Genomic DNA, 22,592 nt, shown 5'->3' on the forward strand with positions numbered 1-22,592 from the left:
TCATGACCATGCCAACCTCACAATGTCCGTGGCGGATGCAGGTTCATCACATCCATCAGGAGACGCCGGATGTGTGGACGCTGTCGCTGCTGTGCCATGACTACTACCCGTACCGTGCCGGTCAGTATGCGCTGGTCAGCGTCCGCAACTCCGCGGACACATTGCGCGCCTATACGATCTCCTCGACGCCGGGCGTGAGCGAATACATTACGCTCACTGTCCGCCGCATCGATGACGGTGCAGGCTCGCAGTGGCTCACGCGTGACGTCAAGCGCGGGGATTACATCTGGCTGTCTGACGCTCAGGGGGAATTTACCTGTGACGACAAAAGCGAAGATAAATTCCTGCTGCTGGCCGCGGGCTGTGGCGTCACGCCGATCATGTCAATGCGTCGCTGGCTGGCCAAAAACCGCCCGCAGGCCGACGTGCAGGTGATCTACAGCGTGCGTTCGCCGGACGATGTGATCTTTGCCGATGAGTGGCGCAACTACCCGGTGACGCTGGTGGCAGAGCACAACGCGACGCACGGTTTTGTCGAGGGACGTCTGAGCCGCGAGCTGCTGCAAAGCGTGCCCGATATAACGAACCGTACGGTGATGACCTGCGGCCCGGCACCGTATATGGAGATTGTGGAACAGGAAGTGAAAGCCCTGGGCGTAACCCGCTTCTTCAAAGAGCAGTTCTTCACGCCGGTGGCGGAAGCGGCAACCAGCGGGATTCAGTTCACCAAACTGCAACCGGCGCAAACCTTCTTTGGCCGCGTGGGCACCACGCTGCTGGAGGCGCTGGAAAGCAATAAGGTGCCGGTGGTAGCTGCCTGTCGCGCGGGCGTATGCGGATGCTGTAAAACGAAGGTAGTCTCCGGGGAGTACAGCGTGACCAGCACCATGACGCTGACCGATGCAGAAATTGCTGAAGGTTATGTGCTGGCGTGCTCATGTCATCCGCAGGGCGATCTTGTGCTCGCGTAATCGTTAACGTGTCATTGTAGGCCCGGTAAGCGCCAGCGCCACCGGGCTTTTTTTGCCCTATCGCCACGCAGGACCTTTCCCTACCGCGTACCGCCCTGCCCCTAAAAACGCCACCGCCAGCGAGCCGATAAAGAAATACACCAGGCTCTCAATGGCCCACGCACCAACGGCATCGAGTGCAAAGGTTTTGCCCGTGCCCACCATCAGCCATGCCACAATCATGGTAAACGCCAGTACCAGCGCCGCCGGACGCGTGAAGAGACCGACAATGATCAGGATCGGTGCCACCACTTCGCCAATCAATACGCCGTACGCAATAAACCCCGGCAGCCCTTTTTCCACCAGCAGGCCGCTGATGAAGCCCACACCGCCAAATAACTTGTGTAATCCGTGAAACAGCATCAGCCCACCGACGGCAAGTCGTAACAAGAGTTTGCCGAGATCGTCACACGTTAGCTTTTCGTTTACAGCAATTAACAATGATTTAACCATCTGAAATGATTCCCGTTTTCACCCAATCTGTCGCCAGATTATGCCGAATCATTGCCGGTGAAAACCACCCTGAAATGAGGGGTATTGTGCAGGCAATACAGTGACTTTCTTCTAAGCTTGTAAGCGATATCACAAAAAGGAGACGGACAACCATGAAACAAACCGTGGCTGCATACATAGCGAAGACCCTTGAACAGGCAGGTGTAAAACGTATCTGGGGCGTAACCGGCGATTCACTGAACGGGCTGAGCGACAGCCTCAACAAGATGAAAACCATTGAATGGATGCCGACCCGTCATGAGGAGGTCGCCGCCTTTGCCGCCGGGGCCGAAGCACAGCTCACCGGGGAGCTGGCCGTCTGCGCCGGGTCGTGTGGCCCAGGGAACCTGCACCTGATTAACGGGCTGTTCGACTGTCACCGCAATCACGTGCCGGTACTGGCAATTGCCGCCCATATTCCCTCATCTGAAATCGGCAGTGGCTATTTTCAGGAGACGCATCCGCAGGAGCTGTTCCGTGAATGCAGCCACTATTGCGAGCTGGTGTCCTCGCCGGAGCAGATCCCGCAGGTTCTGGCGATAGCCATGCGCAAGGCGGTGCTGAACCGGGGTGTTTCTGTGGTCGTGATCCCGGGGGATGTGGCGCTCAAGGCTGCGCCCGAAGGGGCCAGCACCCACTGGTATCACGCCCCTCAGCCGGTCATTACCCCTGCCGAAGAGGAGCTGAAAAAGCTGGCGCAACTGCTGCGTTACGCCAGCAATATCGCCCTGATGTGCGGCAGCGGCTGTGCTGGCGCGCACAAGGAACTCCTTGAATTTGCAGGTAAGCTAAAAGCCCCAATTGTTCATGCCCTGCGCGGCAAAGAGCACGTTGAGTACGATAACCCTTACGACGTGGGCATGACCGGGCTGATCGGTTTTTCGTCCGGCTTCCATACCATGATGAATGCCGACACGCTGATCCTGCTCGGTACCCAGTTCCCCTATCGCGCGTTCTACCCGACGGATGCCAAAATCATTCAGATCGATATTAACCCGGCCAGCATCGGTGCACACAGCAAGGTCGATATGGCGCTGGTGGGCGACATTAAATCCACCCTTGCCGCCCTGCTGCCGCTGCTGGAAGAGAAAACGGATCGTAAATTCCTCGACAAAGCCCTGAGCGATTACCGCGATGCGCGTAAGGGGCTGGACGAACTCGCCAAACCGAGCGACAAAGCGATCCACCCGCAGTATCTCGCGCAGCAGATCAGCCACTTCGCGGACGACGATGCCATCTTTACCTGCGACGTCGGCACGCCAACCGTCTGGGCGGCACGCTACCTGAAGATGAACGGCAAACGCCGCCTGCTCGGCTCGTTCAACCACGGCTCAATGGCCAACGCCATGCCACAGGCGCTGGGTGCCAAAGCCACCGCCCCGGAGCGTCAGGTGGTGGCGATGTGCGGTGACGGCGGATTCAGCATGCTGATGGGCGATTTCCTGTCGGTGGTGCAGATGAAGTTGCCGCTGAAAATCGTGGTCTTCAATAACAGCGTGCTGGGCTTTGTGGCGATGGAGATGAAGGCCGGGGGCTATCTGACGGACGGCACCGAGCTGCACGACACCAACTTTGCCCGCATTGCCGAAGCCTGCGGCATAACCGGTATCCGCGTGGAGAAAGCCTCCGAGGTGGATGAAGCCCTGCAACGGGCGTTTTCCATCGACGGCCCGGTGCTGGTGGATGTGGTGGTCGCCAAAGAGGAGCTGGCCATCCCGCCGCAGATCAAGCTGGAGCAGGCCAAAGGCTTCAGCCTCTACATGCTGCGGGCGATCATCAGCGGCCGCGGCGATGAAGTGATCGAACTGGCAAAAACTAACTGGCTCAGGTAAAACATTTCGCATGACCTCTTAAAATAAAGGGATGTGAAATGATTGATTTACGCAGTGATACCGTTACCCGTCCGAGTCGCGCCATGCTCGAAGAGATGATGGCCGCCCCGGTCGGGGACGACGTCTACGGTGACGATCCAACGGTCAACGAACTGCAGCGCTATGCCGCAGAACTCAGCGGTAAAGAGGCCGCCCTGTTCCTGCCCACCGGAACGCAGGCCAACCTGGTGGCGCTGCTCAGCCACTGCGAACGCGGTGAAGAGTACATCGTCGGCCAGGGAGCGCATAACTACCTGTACGAAGCGGGCGGCGCGGCGGTGCTCGGCAGCATTCAGCCGCAGCCGATCGACGCCGCACCGGACGGCACTCTCCCGCTCGACAAGGTCGCCGCAAAAATCAAAGCCGACGACATCCACTTCGCCCGCACCAAATTACTCAGCCTTGAAAACACCCACAACGGCAAAGTCCTGCCGCGCGAGTACCTCAAAGCGGCGTGGGAATTTACCCGCGAGCGCAGGCTCGGCCTGCACGTGGACGGCGCACGAATCTTTAACGCCGTGGTGGCCTACGGCTGCGAGCTGAACGAGATTACGCAGTATTGTGACTCGTTCACCATCTGCCTCTCAAAAGGGCTGGGCACCCCCGTGGGTTCTCTGCTGGTGGGCGATGCGGACTACATCAAACGCGCCAACCGCTGGCGCAAGATGACCGGCGGCGGCATGCGCCAGGCCGGTATTCTTGCCGCAGCGGGTCTGTATGCCCTTAAAAACAACGTGGCACGCCTGCAGGACGATCACGACAACGCCGCGTGGATGGCCGGGCAACTGCGTGAAATTGGCGCCGACGTGATGCGACACGACACCAACATGCTGTTTGTTCGCGTGGGTGATGAGCACGCCGCTGCGCTTGGGGAGTTCATGAAAGCGCGTGGCGTACTGATCAACGCGTCACCTGTTGTGCGTCTGGTGATGCATCTCGACGTCAGCCGCGAGCAGCTATTGGACGTCGTAAAACACTGGCAGGCGTTTTTACAGCGTTAAGGAGCAGAACGTGCCGCAACGTATTCTGGTGCTTGGTGCCAGCGGGTATATCGGTCAGCATCTGACCACGGCGTTAAGCCAGCAAGGGCATCAGGTGCTGGCGGCGGCACGCAACACGGAACGCCTGCAAAAACTGAACCTGCCAGGCGTCACCTGCCACAACGTCGACCTTAACTGGCCAGAGTCGCTGCCCGTGCTGCTGGAAGGGGTCGACACGCTGTATTACCTGGTGCACAGCATGGGCGAAGGCGGCGATTTTATCGCCCACGAACGTCAGGTGGCCCTGAACGTCCGCGATGCCCTGCGGCAAACGCCGGTTAAGCAGGTGATTTTTTTAAGCTCGCTCCAGGCGCCCGAAAATGAGCAGTCGGACCACCTGCGCGCCCGTCAGCTTACCGCGGACACCTTGCGCAGCACGGATATCCCCATCACCGAACTGCGGGCGGGGATCATCGTCGGCGCGGGCTCTGCCGCCTTCGAAGTGATGCGCGATATGGTCTACAACCTGCCGGTGCTCACCCCACCGCGCTGGGTGCGGTCGCGCACCACGCCGATTGCCCTGGAAAACCTGCTGCATTACCTGGTGGCCCTGCTGGACCATCCCGCCGAACAGCACCGCGTGCTTGAGGCCGCGGGGCCGGAGGTGTTGAGCTATCAGGAACAGTTCGAGCATTTTATGCGCGTCAGCGGCCGCCGACGCTGGCTCATCCCCGTTCCCTTTCCGACCCGCTGGATCTCCGTGTGGTTTTTAAACGTTATTACCTCGGTGCCGCCGACGACAGCGAAAGCGCTGATCCAGGGGCTGAAGCACGATCTGCTGGCGGACGATGGCGAACTGCGCGCATTAATTCCACAGACGCTGATCCGTTTTGACGACGCGGTGCGCCATACCCTGAAAGAAGAAGAGAAGCTGGTGAACTCCAGCGACTGGGGCTACGACGCGCAGGCGTTTGCCCGCTGGCGGCCGGAGTACGGTTATTATCCGAAACAGGCGGGCTGCACGGTGAAAACCTCGGCCAGCCTGGCATCGCTGTGGGAGGTGGTGAACCAGATCGGCGGCAAAGAGCGTTATTTCTTCGGCAATATTCTCTGGCAGACACGCGGAGCGATGGATCTGCTGGTGGGCCACCGGCTGGCGAAAGGCCGCCCTGCGCAGCCGTATCTTAAAGTGGGTGATACGGTCGACAGCTGGAAAGTCATCATCGTCGAACCGGAAAAACAGCTGGCGCTGCTGTTCGGCATGAAAGCGCCAGGGCTGGGACGGCTCTGCTTCACGCTGAAAGACAAAGGCGATTGCCGTGAACTGGACGTCCGCGCCTGGTGGCACCCACATGGGATGCCCGGTCTGTTCTACTGGTTACTGATGATCCCCGCACATCTGTTTATCTTCCGCGGGATGGCAAAACGGATTGCGCAACTGGCAGAACAAAAAACGAAAAAGAACTAAATAAAACTCGCTTTCTTTCACCTTTCCCATTGCAACCCGCCGTAATTCACGAAAGAATGCGCACGAAATTCTTTTCAACACAGTGGATTGTTATGAAGGTACTGGTTACCGGGGCGACCAGCGGCTTAGGCCGAAATGCGGTCGAATTTCTGCGCAACAAAGGCATTAGCGTCAGGGCTACCGGTCGCAACGAGGCGATGGGTAAGCTGCTGCAAAAAATGGGCGCAGAGTTTGTCCATGCCGACCTGACGGAGCTGGTCTCCTCTCAGGCGAAAGTGATGCTCGCCGGAATCGACACCCTGTGGCACTGCTCCAGTTTTACCTCTCCGTGGGGAACCCAGGAAGCCTTTGATCTCGCCAACGTGCGCGCCACGCGCCGTCTGGGCGAGTGGGCCGTTGCCTGGGGCGTGCGTAACTTTATTCATATCTCCTCTCCGTCGCTCTACTTCGACTATCACCACCACCGGGATATCCAGGAAACGTTCCGTCCGGCCCGTTTTGCCTGTGAGTTTGCCCGCAGCAAGGCGGCCAGCGAAGAGGTGATCGACCTGCTGGCGCAGTCGAACCCGCATACGCGCTTTACGATACTGCGTCCACAAAGCCTGTTCGGGCCGCATGACAAAGTGTTTATTCCGCGCCTGGCGCAAATGATGCACCACTACGGCAGCGTGCTGCTGCCGCGCGGCGGCGATGCGCTGGTGGACATGACTTACTACGAAAATGCCGTGTACGCCATGTGGCTGGCGAGCCAGCCGGACAGCGATAAACTAGTGTCCGGTCGCGCGTATAACATCACCAACGGCGAACCCTGCCGCCTTCGCACCATTGTGCAGCGCCTGATCGACGAGCTGCACATCGACTGCCGCATTCGCTCGGTGCCTTATCCTATGCTGGATATGATTGCCCGTAGCATGGAGCGTTTTGGCAGCAAAACCGCCAAAGAGCCTGCGCTGACGCATTACGGTGTGTCGAAGCTGAATTTTGATTTCACGCTGGATATTTCGCGCGCGGAGAACGAGCTGGGGTATAAGCCGATTGTGACCCTGGATGAAGGGATTGTGCGCACCGCGGCGTGGCTGCGGGACCATGGGAAGTTGCACAGGTAAGCGCCTTGCCCCATGTAGGCCGGGTAAGCGCAGCGCCACCCGGCTAAAAACAGAACTCTGCGGCCTGATGCCCTCACCCCAGCCCTCTCCCACAGGGAGAGGGAGTAAAGATAAAAACGGCAACCTTTCGGTTGCCGTTTGCTGTTTATAATGCCGTCCAGGCCTCAGACCATGCCAGACCTGCGCCTGGTTCATAGTACATTGGTGCATTGTTACACCAGCCGCTGTACGGGAACGGTTTGCACTGGAACAGTTTACCGTGGTTGTTCACGATATCGCCTGCGCTGTACTTGCTGTTCGCGCTCCACGCCGGGTAAGAGCCGGAAGTGCCTTCGTCCTGAGACGGGGTGGCTGCTTTGGCTTTTACGTTCAGCAGGTATGTGGTGGTGCTGCTCAGCTCGCCGTCGCTGACGGTCAGGCTGATTTCATACTGCTGCGCCGTCGCGGCTTCAGGCGCGTTGAAGGTCACTACCGCTTTATCGTCGCCGGTAACGGTCTGGCCGTCCTGGGAACGCCAGGTGTAGGTCAGCTTGTTGCCGTCTTCGTCGGTAGAGCCTTCTGCGCTCAGGGAGACCTGCGCACCGGCTTCAACCGCGCCAATCGGGCCCGCAATTTGCGCAACTGGTGCGTGATTTGCAGGAACCGGAACGGTGTCTTCATCCGGCGTTGGCGTGACGTTTTCGTCAGGGGTGACAGCTGAGCCATCATCGTTCACGATGTTCACGTTAAAGAACTTCTGTACACACTTGGTGTAGTCGCCGTCTTTGAACGCGCTGAATGGCGTCTGGTAACCCACCAGCTGGCAAGCGTAGGTCTTGCCATCTGGGGTATCCGCGCTCCATCCCCAGTCCTGTTCCCAGTAGATCTTCAGGGCGCCTGCGCCACCTTCATCGAACTGCTTCATGTTGGCACAGCCAAGCACTTCGTCAGCCGGTACAGGGACTTTCAGGTAGTTAGCGAACTCTTTGTAGTATTTGATACGGTTCTGAGACTGGGCAATTTCAGTCGGGCCACCGCACTCTACGCCGCCGTTGATGATCTGGGTGGTCACGCCAAAGCCAGGGACAAGACCGTTGGCTTTATCGTGGTCGTTCGGCTGCCAGGTGCCGTCGATAACCTGAAGCATGCTTGGTTTTGGCGGCTGTGGATAGGCGAAGAAGAAGATGGCGCTCGCCAGGTTCAGCCAGGTATCGGCCACCAGCTCAGGTTTGTCGAGCAGCGTGCGGACATCGCCGTACATTGCTTCAGAGAATGGACCGTAGTTGTAGTTGTAGGACAACTGCTTAGCGCCGCGGCCAAAGTAGCTCAGGAAGTCGCCATCTTTGTCTTTACCGCACGGCCAGGTCTGACCCTGCCAGACATCCGGGTTACACTCCCCGTTATAGCCGCCCTTCTGGCCTTCGCTCCAGCCCATCTCACGCACATAGACCAGCGCCTGACGCCATTCCGGCTCCGGACGCCAGCTTTCGTGGCCGCCGGTTTCCTGTGCGAAGTGAGCAAACATGGTTGCCAGCTCTTTACGGCAGATAGCTTCGCTGTCGCGGCCATCGTTGTAGGTATCACACAGCGCCGGGAATTTACCCACGGCTTTCAGGAAGTTACTGTAGCTGTAATCCTTCGCGCGCAGCGGGAACAGGTATTCCCAGTCGCTCTCTTTAAGGATCCCTTCAACGCGTTTCACGTTTACCGGGTTGGCTGCACGGCCTGGCTCAATCTGCTCGACCTGAGCGTTGTCCAGCGTACGGATGGTATCCTTCACGGATTTCATCAGTGGGAAATCGGTGAGCTCTTTTTCCTTTTTAGCCAGATCGCTGGCTTTCATGGTGTAAGGCACACTGCTTTCCGCCTTCAGCATGGTGGCCTGAGCAATCACCGGCGCTACGCAGGCACCGGCAATAAGCACGCTCAGTAATGTCCTTTTATTCATCTCGGTTATTCCTGTTAATTTCGATAAAGTTAAATAAATCTAAATTCATTTATTAATCCGTTAATAAATAAACTTCAGACAGCTGCTTTTCATTTTCTGAAGAATACGGGTGGGTACTCTTCAAAAAACAAAAAACTCACCAGTTGGTTTTGTCGCGGGCGGCTAATTTTAACTGCTGATACTTTTTCCAGACCTTATGGGCATAGACCATGCGCTTAGGGTAATTTTCTTTTTTAAGCCCGGCGTTATACGCACCTACCGCTTCCCAGTTGTATCCATAAACCTTAATCATGCCTGACAAAATAGAGGCGCCGACCATAATGGAGGTGCAGGGCTCTGTCATCAGACGGTTTTCATTAATGCCTTTGCGTTCAAGTTCAGGAAAGTGCGAGCTGTTGATTTGCATTAATCCGACATCGCGCGTTCCGTCATGATTGATGCCAATGGCGTACGGGTTCATTCCCGATTCCACATTCGCGATGGCATAAAGTAAAAACGGATCAATATGATAATAATGCGCCGCTTTATTCCAGCAATTTGCAAATGCGCTATGACTTAATATCAATAACAAAAACAGAAACCTTTTCATTCTTCACCTGCGTGGCCGTTTTTTTATTCTCCTCAAACACGTCCTGTTAAATTAGTGGAAGGTACTGGCCACACCCGAAGCGGGGTGTGACCAGTGATTGTGGGCCGATATCACACCCACAATTTCAAGCTCAGAAGATTATTTGCAGTCTGCTGACGCGCCTTCTTTCACCCATACATCGCTGTTGCCTGGTTTGTCACCTTTTGTCCACCATTTCGCGCGGTACTCGAAACCTTGATAGGTTGTCTTGTCACCACCGTTGTAGACCATGTCGGAGCGCCAGTTCATTTTCACCTGGCTGACCAGTTCCCATGCATCGGCGTTAAAGCCAGGTTTGTTGCCCTGAGTCCAGTACTTCGCTTTCCATACCAGATTATCGGAGCTGACCATGTCGCCGTTGTTGTAGATTTTGCTGGATTCCCATGCCGCGTATTTGCTGGCATTGGCATCTACCGGGTTATCGCAGCTGCCGGTTGCAGTGCCTTCATCCGATGGCGTGTTACCTTCATCGGATGGCGTGTTGCCTTCGTCAGACGGGGTATTGTCTTCATCAGGCACAACCGGAGTGGCTTTCGGCGTTACGGTAACCTGTACGTTAGACTGTACGCTGGTTTTGCCGTCGCTTACGACAACGCTCAGGGTGTAGGTAGAGTCAGTTGTAACGTCCGGCGCGGTGATCTGTACGCTGGAGGTATCAGTACCGGTCGCGTGCATATCAGATGGTACGCTCCAGGCGTAGGTCAGTGCATCACCGTCTGGATCCGCTGCCTGCACGTTCAGGGCGTAGGTCTGACCGGCTTCCAGAGTGACGTTCTGCATCTGGTTAACCACAGGGGCCTGGTTGGCTTTCGGCGCTTTGTTCAGAACCTGTACGTCAGCGGTGCTGCTCAGACCTTTTGGATCGGTCACGGTCAGACGGAATGCCAGGGTCTGGTTGCTGGTCACAGCGCCAACAGAGAAGGTCGCTTTCGCTTTGGTGCTGTTGGTCAGGGTAACGCTTGGGCCAGAGATCTGGGTCCATTTGTAGGTCAGCGCATCGCCATCAGGATCGGTGGAGGCAGAGCCATCCAGAGTCACGGTCGCAGGACCGGTCACGGTTTGATCCGCCGCAGAAGCAACCGGCGCATGGTTGGTCACTACCGGATCTGGCGTGGAGCTGCCCAGCAGGCTTTCGTTCATCGCGTTCAGGATGTCGCCGTTATCGGAGTCGATAGACCACGCGAACAGGCCGCCCAGGTTTTTCGCCAGAACGTACTTACCTTTTGCGGTTGCAGAACGGGCATCTTCATAAGAGATCAGCTCGCCGGTGGATTTGTTGAAGACGTATGGCGCTTCAGCGTCTGCGTCGTAGCCATATTCCCAGCCTGGCTTGCCTTTGTACTCGTTCACAATCTGACGATAGTCAACAACGCCTGGTTCCCAGGTGCCTTTCACGCCGTCTGTCGCCGTACCGGTGAACGGGTTGTTGCCGGTATAGCCGTGAACGCCAGTCCAGCCACGACCGTACATGCCGGTACCCACCACGATTTTGCCTGGCTGTACGCCCTGCTCCAGCAGCGCGTTAACGCCATTTTCGGTGGTGTAGTTGGTGTCCGGACGCCATGCTGGTGCATGCAGCGCAGCCTGGTGGCCCAGATCGGTCATGCTCCACGCGCCGTAGAAGTCGTAGCTCATCAGGAAGATGTGATCGAGATACTGCTGCGCCGTGGTGTAATCCACGTCTTCGATCTTATCTTTACCGGCACCGATAGCGCTGGTCAGTTCATAGGTGCGCCCGGTTTCAGCTGACAGTTCGTTCAGCATGGTACGCAGATCGCGAATCACGGCAGTATAAGTAGCCTTATCCTGCTGCGGGTTACCCAGTGATTCGTTCACACCGCCGCCGCCCGGGAATTCCCAGTCGATATCCACACCGTCGAAGAATTTCCAGGTTTTCAGGAAGTCTTTAACAGAGGCCACGAAACGTGCACGGATCGCGGAATCGTTCATGTGATAGAACGGATCGGACATGGTCCAGCCGCCAATGGATGGCAGAATTTTCAGGTCAGGATGGGCTTTTTTCAGCGCCATCAGCTGGCCGAAGTTACCTTTGTACGGGTCGTCCCAGTTAGATACGCCGGACTGTGGTTTTTGCAGCGCAGCCCACGGGTCGTGGATCGCCACGGTGTAGTCAGGACGGCCAGCACAGGCCTTCTGCAGGTTGGCGAAGCTGTTGCCGTTTTCAACGGTTTTCAGACCGTCGTTGATGCCGTCGCCGCCACAGATTGGAATGAAGCCGTACAGGATGTGGTTCAGGTTAGCGGCAGGGATTTTATCGACCGGGAAGTTACGGCCATAAACGCCCCACTCGGGGAAGTAGGCGGCAACCACTTTATCGGTATGTTTTGCGAAGGTTTTGTTGTTTTCCTGCAGAGGCGCATTCAGCGGCAGGAGGTGGCTACCGTCAGTATCAGCCACGATGATCAGCTTGCTTGCGCTTTTGGTACAGCCGCTGTTGTTACAGAGTTCAACCTGCTCCTGGTAGCGACCGCCTTTTTTCACTTTAAAGGTGGCAGAACCGGATGCACCGGCAGCACCGGACCAGACAGTCTTGCCATCCAGCAGCACTTTACCGGAGGTCGGCGCGTCGCCGCTCCAGACATTCCACTCGACTTTTACGTCGACACCGTCGTTATGAACCTTAACAAGATTACCGTAGTCCACTACGGCCTGGTCCACTTCAACGATGGCAAATTTATCGTTACCGCTGCTGATTGAAGGCGTACCTGGCGCTGCGGCGAACGCAGAGCCGGAAACGGCTGCGACAAAGAGTGCCAGATAGGTTGGCTTCATAAATTTCATTATTAATTCCTGATAATCTTATTTTTGATAAATGAAAAGGACCATGTATTCCATATAACATGGGCGAGTACTGAATAAGCTATTTAATTAAAACCACAAACCCAATTTAATTTTACTAACCATGTATAGTGCTAATATACCCTCCATAAAAAGACATGAGCGGCAATCCTTACAGCTTATGTTTCTTACAATACTCCGGGAATTAATTGATGTCCTTTTATTCCCTCAGCGAAATAATTTCAAAAAAAACTTGACCACATAAATCAGAATGTGAATTGCAAGGTCTGCAGAATAAAAATAACCAAACCGGCGAGTGACAACAGAGGGCCAAACGGAATAACGCTATTTTCTTTAACCGCTTTATAAAAAACAAAATACAATGCGATACCGCTTAATGCCGCCGCGAGCAATAACGAAGGTAACGCCTGCCAGCCGCACCACGCGCCCAGCGCAGCCAGCAGCTTAAAATCACCGTAGCCCAATCCCTCGCGTCCTGTTGTCAGGCGAAAGGCCCAGTAGAGAAGCCACAGCGACAGGTAGCCCGCCGCCGCGCCAAACAGGGCATCCGACAAAGGTATGGTATGAAAAAGCGCATGATTCAGCAGGCCCGCCCACAGCAGCGGCTGCGTCAGGCAGTCCGGCAGCAGCATGTGTTTTGCGTCTATCGCCGCCAGCGGCAGCAGTCCACACCAGAGCACCCATAGCGACATCAATGCAGCCGCAGACGGGGCATACGCCGCCGTCAGGGCAAAGAACAGGGCGCTGGAAAGTTCAAGCAACAGCAGACGCAGCGGGATCGCAGTCTGGCAGCAGCGGCAGCGCCCACGCAGGCAACACCAGCTCAGAACCGGGATATTTTCCCACCAGGCGAGCGTGTGGGAGCATGCGGGACAGTGGGAGGCCGGAAACAGCAGGTTTCCGGCCCCCTCCTCCTCTTTAATGAGCGGGGGAATGCGTTCGACCACCACCCCCAGAAAGCTGCCGATAATGCCGCCAAGCGTGCCGCTGAGCAGGCAAAGGGCGGGCATCTGGCTCCCCTGAAGCAGCGTCAGCGAGTTCATGCCACTTTCGCCCAGGAGAGCTTAATCTGGGCCTTTACATCGCTAAGGTGATCAACCGGCGTGAGATCCATTTTCTCCAGACGAACCCCGGTGGTTAAATTCACCTCCCGAAGCCAGTTTTTCAGTTCATAGACGTTGACCCGATCAATATTAAACGTCAGGGTTTGCCCGTCCTGCTGGATATTACTCAGCGCAACGTGGATCTCTTTGGCACTCTCTTCCACCACGCTTCTCGGGTTACTGGTTTTTAATACTTTCGCCTGAAGGTGATTTTTATTAATTTCTGCACGCATCCAGTTCAGGGTCTGTTTCTGTTTTTGCAGCGTGCTTTTCTCATTTTTAATAATATTATCCAGCGGGGTCATTACACCGTACCAGATAATGGCGCAACAGAGCGCCGAACCACAGATTTTAATCAGCGTTCGTTCGCGCGGGCTGTAACGCAAATAGCGTGCTTTTAATTGTCCAATTTTCTCTTTCATTTATATTTCCCTGTGATGATAGCGGTATAAGGCGCTTCACTGGAGACCGGCTGCAGCGTAAAGTCGAAGGTATCACTCGCCTTATTGACGAACGCCTGCAACGCCGTGGGATCCATCGAACGGATGTTCAGCGTGAGCTGATTCTGGGTGTCGTCGTATCCCACTTCACTCAGTTCGACCGCCGGGAGCGATTGCTTGATCTGCTCCAGTGCGTCCAGTTGAAGAAAGATCCCTTTCTTCTCTTTCTTGATGTTCTGCCCGAAGTGGTACTTCAGGTTGGTGGTCTGGCGCAGCGTGGGGAAATAGTGCTGGGCCAATTCCACCATCTGCTGCTGGGCCAGGTTTTCCTGGTCAGAGAGCATCCAGGCCATGCCGATGCGAGGGCCAACCAGCAGCCCGAGACTCAGCACCGCCATGGCGGCAAGGGCCGGTTTCGCATAACGGAAACCGGTCTGTGCACCCGTGGCGCAAAAAACGCCGTGCAGCAGGTTTGCTTTGCAGCTTTTCCACTGCGGCTGGATCAGCACCAGCGGATGCTGCCAGGCCCGTTGCTCATCCACCTGCACGTCCGCTGGCGCATCGCCGTAACAGACGAGGTTACCGGCGCACTGCTGGCTCAACAGCAGCGGCAACAGGGCGGCGTCGGTTTCACAGGCGCCAAACGGCGAATAGCGCATCCAGTAGCCGCTGTCGGTGGAGACCAGCGTGCTGCCGCCTTCGGTTACCGGCAGAAGGATCGCATCGGGCAGCACCTGCACCACCGTCAGCCCGGCATCGGCACAGCGTTCCAGCCAGTACTGCAAACGCGCCGCATCAATGGCCACCGCGTCCACTTCCCGCCCTTTCCGGTTGAGCACCGTCCAGTGAAGCGTGTCCACATCGCCAATCAGCGTCTCTTCTGCCAGCCAGGAGAACTCAACGCTGCCTTTTTTGGGCAACGTGAAGCGACGGAAGATCATTTCGCTGGCCGGCAGTAGCAGGCAGACGCGTGCGGCTAACGCGTGACCGGCAAGCGCCGCCAGTGACGCCCCGCCCTGACGCTGTTCCACCTGGTCGCTACCGGACTCGCACCACATTATGTTCCCGTCCTCATGCGTGTCGGGACGAATAAAAAGCACCTGTTTCATAGAATTCGTCTTGTGTTATTCAACCATTCGGTAGCGACGTTGCCAGGTAATCACCTTCCCGGCTTCATTATCAACATGAAGCTGGCTGACGACGCGCAGCGTTAAATCATCGGTATTGCCGGTACTGTTGACCCGGAAATAGTGACTGTTCACCGCAAGAAACGCCTGAACCTGCTTGAGGGCGTCTTTGGTCTGCGGATAATTTGTCTCAAGCTCTTTCTGGAATGCCTCCATCGACTCCCAGCCCTCTTCCGGGCGGGAGGCGATCAGACGGGCGGCCTCGTCCTCGCTCAGCGAGCCGATAAACAGGGCTGCCAGCAGCGGTGCCTGTTCTTCGGTCAGGGTGTTGACATCCACCTTGCTGGCGGTGTCGGGTAAGGCGCACAGCACTTTACTGACCTTGCCGTAGGCCGCCACCGGAAACGCAGGCAGCAGCTTTAGCTCGCCCGGGGTGCGCATCATCTGATTCGCAGGCAGCCGTGCGGGCTCAACGCCGGCCCAGGCATCTGTCTCCAGCCCCTCTTTGGCCGTTGTGGTATCACCGTCGAGATAGTCCATTAGTTGCAGGTAAATCTCTTCTGCGTCACCGGCGGAAATGCCGCTGTCGGTCAGAAGCTGCTCAACGATGCGCGCTTTGACCGGTTTTTCCGGCAGCGCCCCTGCGGTCTGTACCGCGGGGGTCGGATCGGCCGCCAGCAGGTTATTGACGTTAAAGCAGGTCTGGGCATCCTCAATCTGGCTCACCACGGTGTAGTGTTCACCCTCTGTCTCCACCGGCTCTATCCACTCCCCTTTGGGCGACAGCCCCTGGCTGTCACCGCTGGCGTAGGTCTGAAGCAGACCTTCTATGGTTTTTTGCTGACTCTGAATGGCCCAGCGCAGCTGCTGCTGACTCACCTGATAACGGGTTTTCTGCAGATTGCGGCAGAACTGCTGGCTGATTTTGGCCGCCAGCGCCGACATCATGACCAGCAAAATTAGCACCACCAGCAGCGCGACACCGCGCTGTTTTCGAACCGATTTTCCGCTCATTTGTTCTCTCCTGACGGAGCGGGCACCGGCTGCGGTTGTGGCTGCGTTGGCGTGGCCGCATCCCCCGATGGCGCAGGCGTTTGTTCTGTTGGTGCCGCCGGGGCGACCGGCATATCACCCGGCGTGGTAAATACCCAGCGCCAGGTATCGCCATTCTCCATGGTCAGCAGAAGCTCTACGCCGTCCGGCTGATGCGCCGTGTCGGTCCATTTGTTCTGCCAGCCCTCTTTCCAGAAGCGCCACGTCATTTCTTTGACATCGCTGAGGATCGGCACCTCTTCCGGCTTCACATCGGCAGGGCTGTCGATAACCGGCCAGATATCGCGCCACAGTTTTTTGTCCTCAAGCCGCCAGCGCACGCGCTCCAGCTGGACCTGACCGCTCACGCCGTTCAGCGTGGTCAACTCCAGCGCATCGTCGTGCTGGACAAATACGTCAGGCTCGTTGCGTGGCGCGCGTGCCTGAAGCTGAAAGAAATCCCGCTCCAGCAGGTTATAGGCGCGCTGAAGCTGGTTGAGTTGAGTCGCAGCCACGTCGGTGGCGTTCGAGGTGCGCATCGCCCCGTCCAGGATTTGCCAGGCAAGCGTGCTGATAACCGCGAAGATGGTCAGCGCAATCATGATCTCCAGCAGCGTAAAGCCCTGCTGACGCTGAATGTGCTTGCTCATTTCACCTCTCCGGGTTCCGGTATCTGCAGGGTCAACACCGGTTTGTCTTCATCATCCTCGGCGTACACCTGCACTTCATCGGCAAAGCGATTTTCGGCGGTTTTCACCCGCTGCTTGCGCCAGATCCAGCTTCGCCCCCCCATGATTTCTGTCCCTGTCTGCAGGGCATCCGGGAACGGCGTGTTGCTCAGCTTTGCTTCCGCCAGCTGGTTTTCCGCCACCCAGCTCGCCTGCAGCGAATCGCCCAGGCCATGGGTAAAGCGCACGTTCAGCGAGACGGAGTTCATCAGCGCCAGCGCGGCGGTGGAGAAGATGACCAGAGCGACCATCACTTCCAGCAGGGTCATCCCCTGTTCTTTGCGTTTAGTCATCGTTCTCTACCGAAACCGGTGATGCCCCCTGCGACACCACGCGAAAGCGCTGCTTTTTATCGAAACTCTGCAGGGACAGCGTGAAGCGGCTTATCTCCCCGTCCGGCAAAAAGACAATCTGCGGCGTGGCGTCGGTTGTGGCAGCAATGCGCTGCGGTGACAGCGACACGTGCATCTCTTCCGGGAACTGGCCGTGGGTGACAATGCGCCCGGCGGTTAAGGGTTCCCAGTGTCGTTCGCCCTCTTTTTCGGCCCAGGTCACCAGCTGATATTCTGAGGTGGTGATCACCAGCCCAACGATATTTCCGTCCATTACCGCACGGTCTGAACCATATTCAACGAGGGCTTTTAACTGCTGACCGAAAATATCCGCGCCGCTGCGCGAGGGGATTGTCGACACCACCATCATGGCGCAGGAGGCAAATATCACCAGCGCCAGAATAATTTCCAGTAAGGTAAACCCACGTTGCTTATTCATTACTTCTCTTTTTTATCTAAAGACCAGTTGGTAATATCATCCGCGGTATTCGCTTCGGCATCCGGGCCCGCAGAGAAAACATCCACTGCGCCATGTTCACCCGGGCTGACCAGAATATAATCATTGCCCCACGGATCTTCCGGCAGGCGGCGAATATAGCCATCATCACGGTAGTTTTTCGGGATAGGCGCGATATCAGGTTTGGTGACCAGCGCCTGCAACCCCTGCTCCGTCGTGGGGTAACGGTGGTTATCCAGCTTGTACATATCCAGCGAACCTTCCAGCGCCACAATATCGGTGGTTGCTTTCTGGGCATCAGCTTTTTCTTTATTCCCCATTAAATTTGGTACCACCATACTGGCAAGCACACCGAGAATAACGATCACCACCATTAATTCGAGCAAGGTAAAGCCGGCCTGACCTTTCAGGCTATTTCGTTTTAAAGACATATTTAACCCACCATATTATTGAGCTGAAGAAGCGGTTGTAATATTGACAGCACGATAAATAAAACCACTGTCGCCATTGTCACCACCAGTGCCGGTTCAAATACCGACAGCGTTAACGTAATTCGATGCTGTAATGCCGATTCCTGGTTTTCCGCGGCGCGATCCATTAATGAACCTAATTCCCCGCTCTCTTCGCCGGAGGCAATCATGTACAGCATGGTCGGCGGAAAGAGCTTCGCCTGGTCCAGCGCGTTATACAGAGAAGCGCCCTGACGTACGGTATCCGCCGCCTGCTCCAGCACCTGCCGGGCATAGAGGTTTTCGATCCCGTCCATCGCGATATACATCCCCTCCAGCAGCGGGACGCTACTGGCCTGCAGAATGCTGAGCGTACGGATATAGCGGGCGCTGTTGATGGCGCAAACCAGCTTTTTAATCGGCGAGCCATTCACCAGCCAGCTGTGCCAGCGAAAGCGGTTTGTGGTTTTCTTCACCCACGTCTTAAAGCCCACGATTGCGCCGAACAGCCCCCCGGCAATGTAGATCCCGTACGCCTGCAGAAAATCGCTCACCGCAATCAGCGTGCGGGTGGTGATCGGCAGCTGCTGTTTCATGTGCACGAACTGCTCGATGACCTGCGGCACCACCGCCACCAGCAGGATGCTGATCACCGCCACGGCAACCACCGTCAGGGTGATCGGGTAGACCATCGCCTGCGTCAGCTTGCTTTTCATCTTCTGGCGCTGCTCGTTGTACTCCGCCAGCTTCTCCAGCACATCGCCGAGGTGGCCGGTTTTTTCCCCGGCCATCACCAGCGTGCAGTACAGCTTGTCAAAGGTGCGCGGGAACTGGCTGAAGGCATCAAACAGCGTATGGCCTTCCACCACTTTCTCGCGGATCTCCGTCACCATAGCCGCCAGCTTTTTGTCTTCCGTCTGCTTTGAAATGGCCTTCAGGGCGCTTTCCAGCGGCAGCGACGCGTTAACCAGCGTTGACAGCTGACGGGTGAACATCGACAGCACCGGCACAGAGAGTCTGGCGCCGGTTTTGGCTTTAGCGCTGGCCGCATTTTCACGGGTTTCGGTGATGGTGAGCGGCATCAGCTTCTGCTCACGCAGCGACTGGCGCACCTGCTTAGGTCCTTCCGCCTGCAGCGTGCCGCGCTGGGTTTTTCCGGCGGCATCGGTCGCGGTCCACGCGTAGAAAGCCATTATTCATCGCCTCCACGCTCGGCGGTCACGCGCATCACCTCTTCAAGGGACGTGATACCACTGATGACCTTCATCAGCCCGTTTTCGCGCAGGCTGTAGGCCTGTTTGAACAGCTCGGTCTCAATGGACATCTCATCTTTGTCTTCATGAATGGCGCGGCGCATGGCGCTGTCGACCACCAGAAACTCGTGAATGCCCGCGCGTCCCTGATACCCGCTCTGGCGGCACTGGTCGCAACCAACGGCGCGATAGATGGCCTTTGGTGGCTTATCCATAAAGCTAAACAGCGCTTTTTCATTGTCATCCAGCGGACTGGTGGTACGGCAGTGCGGACACAGCCGACGCACCAGACGCTGGGCAATGACGCCGAGTAGCGACGAACCAATTAAAAAGGACTCCAGCCCCATATCCCGCAGACGGGTGATGGCCCCCGCCGCACTGTTGGTGTGCAGCGTAGACATGACCAGGTGACCGGTGAGCGACGCCTGCACCGCGATTTGCGCGGTTTCACCGTCACGAATTTCCCCGATCATCACCACGTCCGGATCCTGACGCAAAATGGCGCGCAGGCCGCGGGCAAAGGTCATGTCCACGCGCGGGTTGACCTGCGTCTGCCCCACCCCTTCCAACTCGTACTCAATCGGATCTTCGACGGTCAGAATGTTGCGTTCATGTCCGTTCAGGGCCGACAGAATGGCATACAGGGTGGTACTTTTACCGGATCCTGTCGGCCCGGTGACCAGGATGATGCCGTGCGGGCGGTTAATCAGCCCTTTCAGTTTTTCCAGCTCTTCATCAATGAGTCCGAGCTTGTTGATATCCGGTTTCAGGTTGCTCTTGTCGAGCAGACGCATGACCACGCGCTCGCCGTACTGCGACGGAATGGTCGAGACACGCACGTCAATCGCCTTGCGGCCAATGCGCAGGGAGATACGGCCATCCTGCGGCAGACGTTTTTCGGCGATGTCGAGTTTCGACATGACCTTAATACGCGAGACCAGCAGCGGGGCCAGTTTACGTGCGGGCTGGAGCACCGGGCGCAGCACGCCGTCAACGCGAAAACGGATGCTCAGCGTGCGCTCAAAGGTTTCGATATGGATATCCGATGCACCGTCTTTCACCGCTTCGCCGAGAATGGCGTTGATCAGGCGGATCACCGGCGAGTTTTCGTCGTTATCCAGCAGATCTTCGTTGTCCGGGATCTCCTCGGTTAACGCCATCAGATCGATATCCGCATCCATATCGTCCACCAGCTGCTGCGAAACGCCGCTGTTCTGCTGCCAGATTTTGGCCAGCATCTCATCAAACGCCTCCGCGCTCAGCGTCTGGGGCACAAAGGCGCGCCCCAGTACCCGGCGCATCTCCAGTATCGCAAACGCGGGGACATCGTCACGGATATAGACCGTGTCGTTCCAGAAAAGGATGCCGTTCTCCTTCGCAAAGCCGCTGGTGCAAAGCTGTTTCGTCAGTTCATCCACGCGTCACCTCCCCTTACTCTTTGAAGGGGTTGCGCGTGGTGGCAGGTGCGCTCACGCCGACCGGCATGGAGTGATCCTGCTTTGGATAGGCAGGCAGGACGGCGTTATCGGTGTTCTCAACAATGCCGAGCTTTTTCTCCTCCAGACGCTGCTGTTGACGGGCGCGGATCTGGTCGTATTTCTCCTTCGTCGCCGCGCTGTAGTTGTCGTCATCACGCAGGACGGTGGTATGGATAAAGACCATCAGGTTGCGCTTCGACGTATCCTCCGAGGTATAGCGGAACAGCTGTCCCACCAGCGGCAGATCGCCGAGCAGCGGCACTTTCGACACGTTCTGTTTGCTGACGTTTTCCATCAGACCGCCCAGCACCACCGTCTGGCCACTGTGGACCATCACTTCGTTGTTGATGGTACGGGTGTTGAAGGTTGGGCCGAGGCTGGCGTCTTCGGTGGCGCTGGCATCGACGCTGGAGACCTCCTGTTCAATCTTCAGGTGGATCATGTCCCCGTCGTTGATCTGCGGAACAATCTTCAGCTTGGTACCGACGGTTTTACGCTCAACCGAGTTAAAGACGTTGTCGCCGCTGGTGGTCTGAGAACCCGACAGCACCGGCACATCCTGACCCACGTTGAATGACGCCTCTTTGTTATCCAGCGTCACCACACTTGGCGTGGAGAGAATATCGTTCTTGCCGCTGGTGGAGAGCGCGGTCAGCAGTGCGCCATAGTCACCGTTGAAGAAACCGGTCGCCAGGCCAGTAAAGGAGGCCCCTTTGATCGTGCCGTTTTTGACCTGGCTAATAGGCAGACCGGTTGAACCGAACTGCACGCCGCCGTGTTTGCCGGTCCACTGCACGCCGAGATCCATGCCGTTACCGTCCTGCACTTCCGCAATGATGGCTTCCACCAGCACCTGCGGACGACGAATATCCAGCTTGTCGATCACCTTCTCCAGCGAGTTCATGACGTTTGGCTGAGCGGTGATCACCAGCGAGTTGGTGGACTCATCGGCGGTGATATTCAGCTCGCTATTGGTTGTGGCGGTTTTGCTTTTCGCGGCTCCGGCTTTGTCTTTCAGCTGCTCACCAATACCGGTCAGCACCGGCACCACTTTCGAGGCGTTGGCGTATTTCAGGTAGAAGACGCGGGTATTGCCCTCGTTGTTCTGTTCGCGGTCGAGCTGGCCAATCAGCGAGCGGGTACGCGCGCGGGCATCTTCGGTGCCGCTGATCACCAGGCTGTTGGTTTCATCATCGGCCACCACTTTGGTCGCCAGCTGTGGGGCGTTCTGCCCTTTCTGCTCTTCATTGTTGAGGTTGTTCAACATATCGGAGAGCTCTTTCGCCGAGGCATAGCGCAACGGTACGATTTCACGACGCTGCATACCGGAACGATCCACGCGCTCAACCAGATCCACCAGGCGGTTCACCACCGAGGCTTTCCCGGTTAACAGCAGCACGTTAGAGGGTTCAAAATGGACCACGTTGCCGATCCCCGAGGCATCGTTCAGCTGGCGCAGCAGCGGGGCCAGCTCGCGTACCGGCACGTTCTCCATGCGCACTACGCGGGTGATGATCTCATCCCCTTTGCCCGGGTTTTTGCTGTCGGCCACCGGCACCCCGGCGGTACGCGCCACGCTGGAACGCACCACTTTGATCATGCCGTTATCCATTGGGATCACCGACAGACCGTAGAGATCCAGCACGCTCAGGAAGAACTGATAATATTCATCTTCTGACAGCACGTTATAGGTTCTCACCGACACCGTGCCCTGAACGGACGGATCGACGAGAATCGTTTTATTCAGATTGCGACTTACCGTATCGATAAATTCGCGAATATCGGTATTTTTAAAACTGGCGCTAAAGTTGGCTGCAAACAGCGAACCGGAATATAACGACAATGCGGTCAGCGCCACGCACGCCCATGGAAATTTCTTCATGATTTACAC

Annotated in this window: 20 protein-coding genes; 5 read left to right on the plus strand and 15 right to left on the minus strand. The window is 56.8% G+C overall.

Annotated elements, in window-relative coordinates; genetic code table 11:
* Positions 1 to 2: 2 nt before the first annotated feature.
* Complete coding sequence (gene hcr, locus AC2FAK_RS19965) at positions 3 to 971, plus strand: NADH oxidoreductase (RefSeq protein WP_095455598.1); 969 nt, start codon at positions 3 to 5, stop codon at positions 969 to 971.
* Between the two features lie 57 nt (positions 972 to 1,028).
* Here the strand turns inward: hcr and AC2FAK_RS19970 are convergent, their stop codons facing one another.
* Complete coding sequence (locus AC2FAK_RS19970) at positions 1,029 to 1,463, minus strand: DoxX family protein (protein WP_029883004.1); 435 nt, start codon at positions 1,461 to 1,463, stop codon at positions 1,029 to 1,031.
* Positions 1,464 to 1,615: 152 nt separating this feature from the next.
* Between AC2FAK_RS19970 and poxB the strand changes: the two genes are divergently transcribed.
* From poxB to AC2FAK_RS19990, 4 genes are all read left to right on the plus strand, one after another.
* Complete coding sequence (poxB, locus tag AC2FAK_RS19975; RefSeq protein WP_095455599.1) at positions 1,616 to 3,334, plus strand: ubiquinone-dependent pyruvate dehydrogenase; 1,719 nt, start codon at positions 1,616 to 1,618, stop codon at positions 3,332 to 3,334.
* Between the two features lie 38 nt (positions 3,335 to 3,372).
* The gene (gene ltaE / locus AC2FAK_RS19980) at positions 3,373 to 4,374 is read left to right on the plus strand and encodes a low-specificity L-threonine aldolase (protein WP_020689923.1); all 1,002 of its coding nucleotides are present in this window, start codon (positions 3,373 to 3,375) and stop codon (positions 4,372 to 4,374) included.
* 10 nt (positions 4,375 to 4,384) lie between these two features.
* Complete coding sequence (locus tag AC2FAK_RS19985; RefSeq protein ID WP_095455600.1) at positions 4,385 to 5,821, plus strand: SDR family oxidoreductase; 1,437 nt, start codon at positions 4,385 to 4,387, stop codon at positions 5,819 to 5,821.
* Between the two features lie 92 nt (positions 5,822 to 5,913).
* Positions 5,914 to 6,927 carry an NAD-dependent epimerase/dehydratase family protein gene (locus AC2FAK_RS19990; protein ID WP_058682848.1) on the plus strand — a complete coding sequence of 338 codons (1,014 nt, stop codon included), beginning with the start codon at positions 5,914 to 5,916 and terminating at the stop codon, positions 6,925 to 6,927.
* Positions 6,928 to 7,072: 145 nt separating this feature from the next.
* Here AC2FAK_RS19990 and AC2FAK_RS19995 read toward each other — a convergent pair whose 3' ends face one another.
* The 14 genes from AC2FAK_RS19995 to gspD all read right to left on the minus strand — a co-directional run bounded on the left by AC2FAK_RS19995 (position 7,073) and on the right by gspD (position 22,583).
* Positions 7,073 to 8,854 (minus strand): glycoside hydrolase family 19 protein, encoded by a 1,782-nt coding sequence (locus AC2FAK_RS19995; RefSeq protein ID WP_095455601.1) that lies wholly within the window; start codon positions 8,852 to 8,854, stop codon positions 7,073 to 7,075.
* A 136-nt stretch (positions 8,855 to 8,990) separates the two neighbouring features.
* A complete protein-coding gene (gene iagB, locus AC2FAK_RS20000; RefSeq protein WP_013097340.1) occupies positions 8,991 to 9,443 on the minus strand; it encodes a type III secretion system invasion protein IagB in 453 nt (150 codons plus the stop codon).
* A 138-nt stretch (positions 9,444 to 9,581) separates the two neighbouring features.
* Entirely contained in the window at positions 9,582 to 12,284 is a 2,703-nt protein-coding gene (locus tag AC2FAK_RS20005; protein ID WP_038984456.1) for a glycosyl hydrolase family 18 protein, read from the minus strand.
* Between the two features lie 263 nt (positions 12,285 to 12,547).
* Positions 12,548 to 13,345: a prepilin peptidase gene (locus tag AC2FAK_RS20010; RefSeq protein WP_095455602.1), complete on the minus strand. Its 798-nt coding sequence runs from the start codon at positions 13,343 to 13,345 to the stop codon at positions 12,548 to 12,550.
* Positions 13,342 to 13,827, minus strand: a complete 486-nt coding sequence (locus tag AC2FAK_RS20015) for a type II secretion system protein M (protein ID WP_095452855.1) — start codon at positions 13,825 to 13,827, stop codon at positions 13,342 to 13,344. The genes AC2FAK_RS20010 and AC2FAK_RS20015 overlap by 4 nt, the downstream gene beginning before the upstream one ends.
* Positions 13,824 to 14,954 carry a type II secretion system protein GspL gene (gene gspL / locus AC2FAK_RS20020; RefSeq protein WP_095455603.1) on the minus strand — a complete coding sequence of 377 codons (1,131 nt, stop codon included), beginning with the start codon at positions 14,952 to 14,954 and terminating at the stop codon, positions 13,824 to 13,826. The genes AC2FAK_RS20015 and gspL overlap by 4 nt, the downstream gene beginning before the upstream one ends.
* A gap of 15 nt (positions 14,955 to 14,969) precedes the next feature.
* Positions 14,970 to 15,986, minus strand: a complete 1,017-nt coding sequence (gspK, locus tag AC2FAK_RS20025; protein WP_095455604.1) for a type II secretion system minor pseudopilin GspK — start codon at positions 15,984 to 15,986, stop codon at positions 14,970 to 14,972.
* Complete coding sequence (gene gspJ, locus AC2FAK_RS20030; protein WP_058681014.1) at positions 15,983 to 16,654, minus strand: type II secretion system minor pseudopilin GspJ; 672 nt, start codon at positions 16,652 to 16,654, stop codon at positions 15,983 to 15,985. The genes gspK and gspJ overlap by 4 nt, the downstream gene beginning before the upstream one ends.
* A complete protein-coding gene (gene gspI, locus AC2FAK_RS20035; protein ID WP_014831247.1) occupies positions 16,651 to 17,025 on the minus strand; it encodes a type II secretion system minor pseudopilin GspI in 375 nt (124 codons plus the stop codon). Before gspI ends, gspJ begins: the two co-directional genes overlap by 4 nt.
* The gene (gene gspH / locus AC2FAK_RS20040) at positions 17,018 to 17,503 is read right to left on the minus strand and encodes a type II secretion system minor pseudopilin GspH (RefSeq protein WP_020689911.1); all 486 of its coding nucleotides are present in this window, start codon (positions 17,501 to 17,503) and stop codon (positions 17,018 to 17,020) included. The genes gspI and gspH overlap by 8 nt, the downstream gene beginning before the upstream one ends.
* Positions 17,503 to 17,952 carry a type II secretion system major pseudopilin GspG gene (gene gspG / locus AC2FAK_RS20045; RefSeq protein WP_095455605.1) on the minus strand — a complete coding sequence of 150 codons (450 nt, stop codon included), beginning with the start codon at positions 17,950 to 17,952 and terminating at the stop codon, positions 17,503 to 17,505. The genes gspH and gspG overlap by 1 nt, the downstream gene beginning before the upstream one ends.
* A gap of 2 nt (positions 17,953 to 17,954) precedes the next feature.
* A complete protein-coding gene (gene gspF, locus AC2FAK_RS20050; protein ID WP_020689910.1) occupies positions 17,955 to 19,163 on the minus strand; it encodes a type II secretion system inner membrane protein GspF in 1,209 nt (402 codons plus the stop codon).
* Positions 19,163 to 20,641, minus strand: coding sequence for a type II secretion system ATPase GspE (gspE, locus tag AC2FAK_RS20055; RefSeq protein WP_095455606.1), 1,479 nt, complete (start codon positions 20,639 to 20,641; stop codon positions 19,163 to 19,165). Before gspE ends, gspF begins: the two co-directional genes overlap by 1 nt.
* A gap of 13 nt (positions 20,642 to 20,654) precedes the next feature.
* Positions 20,655 to 22,583, minus strand: a complete 1,929-nt coding sequence (gene gspD, locus AC2FAK_RS20060; protein WP_095455607.1) for a type II secretion system secretin GspD — start codon at positions 22,581 to 22,583, stop codon at positions 20,655 to 20,657.
* Positions 22,584 to 22,592 lie beyond the last annotated feature (9 nt).

It is taken from the genome of Enterobacter cloacae complex sp. 394F7, from assembly GCF_057320385.1.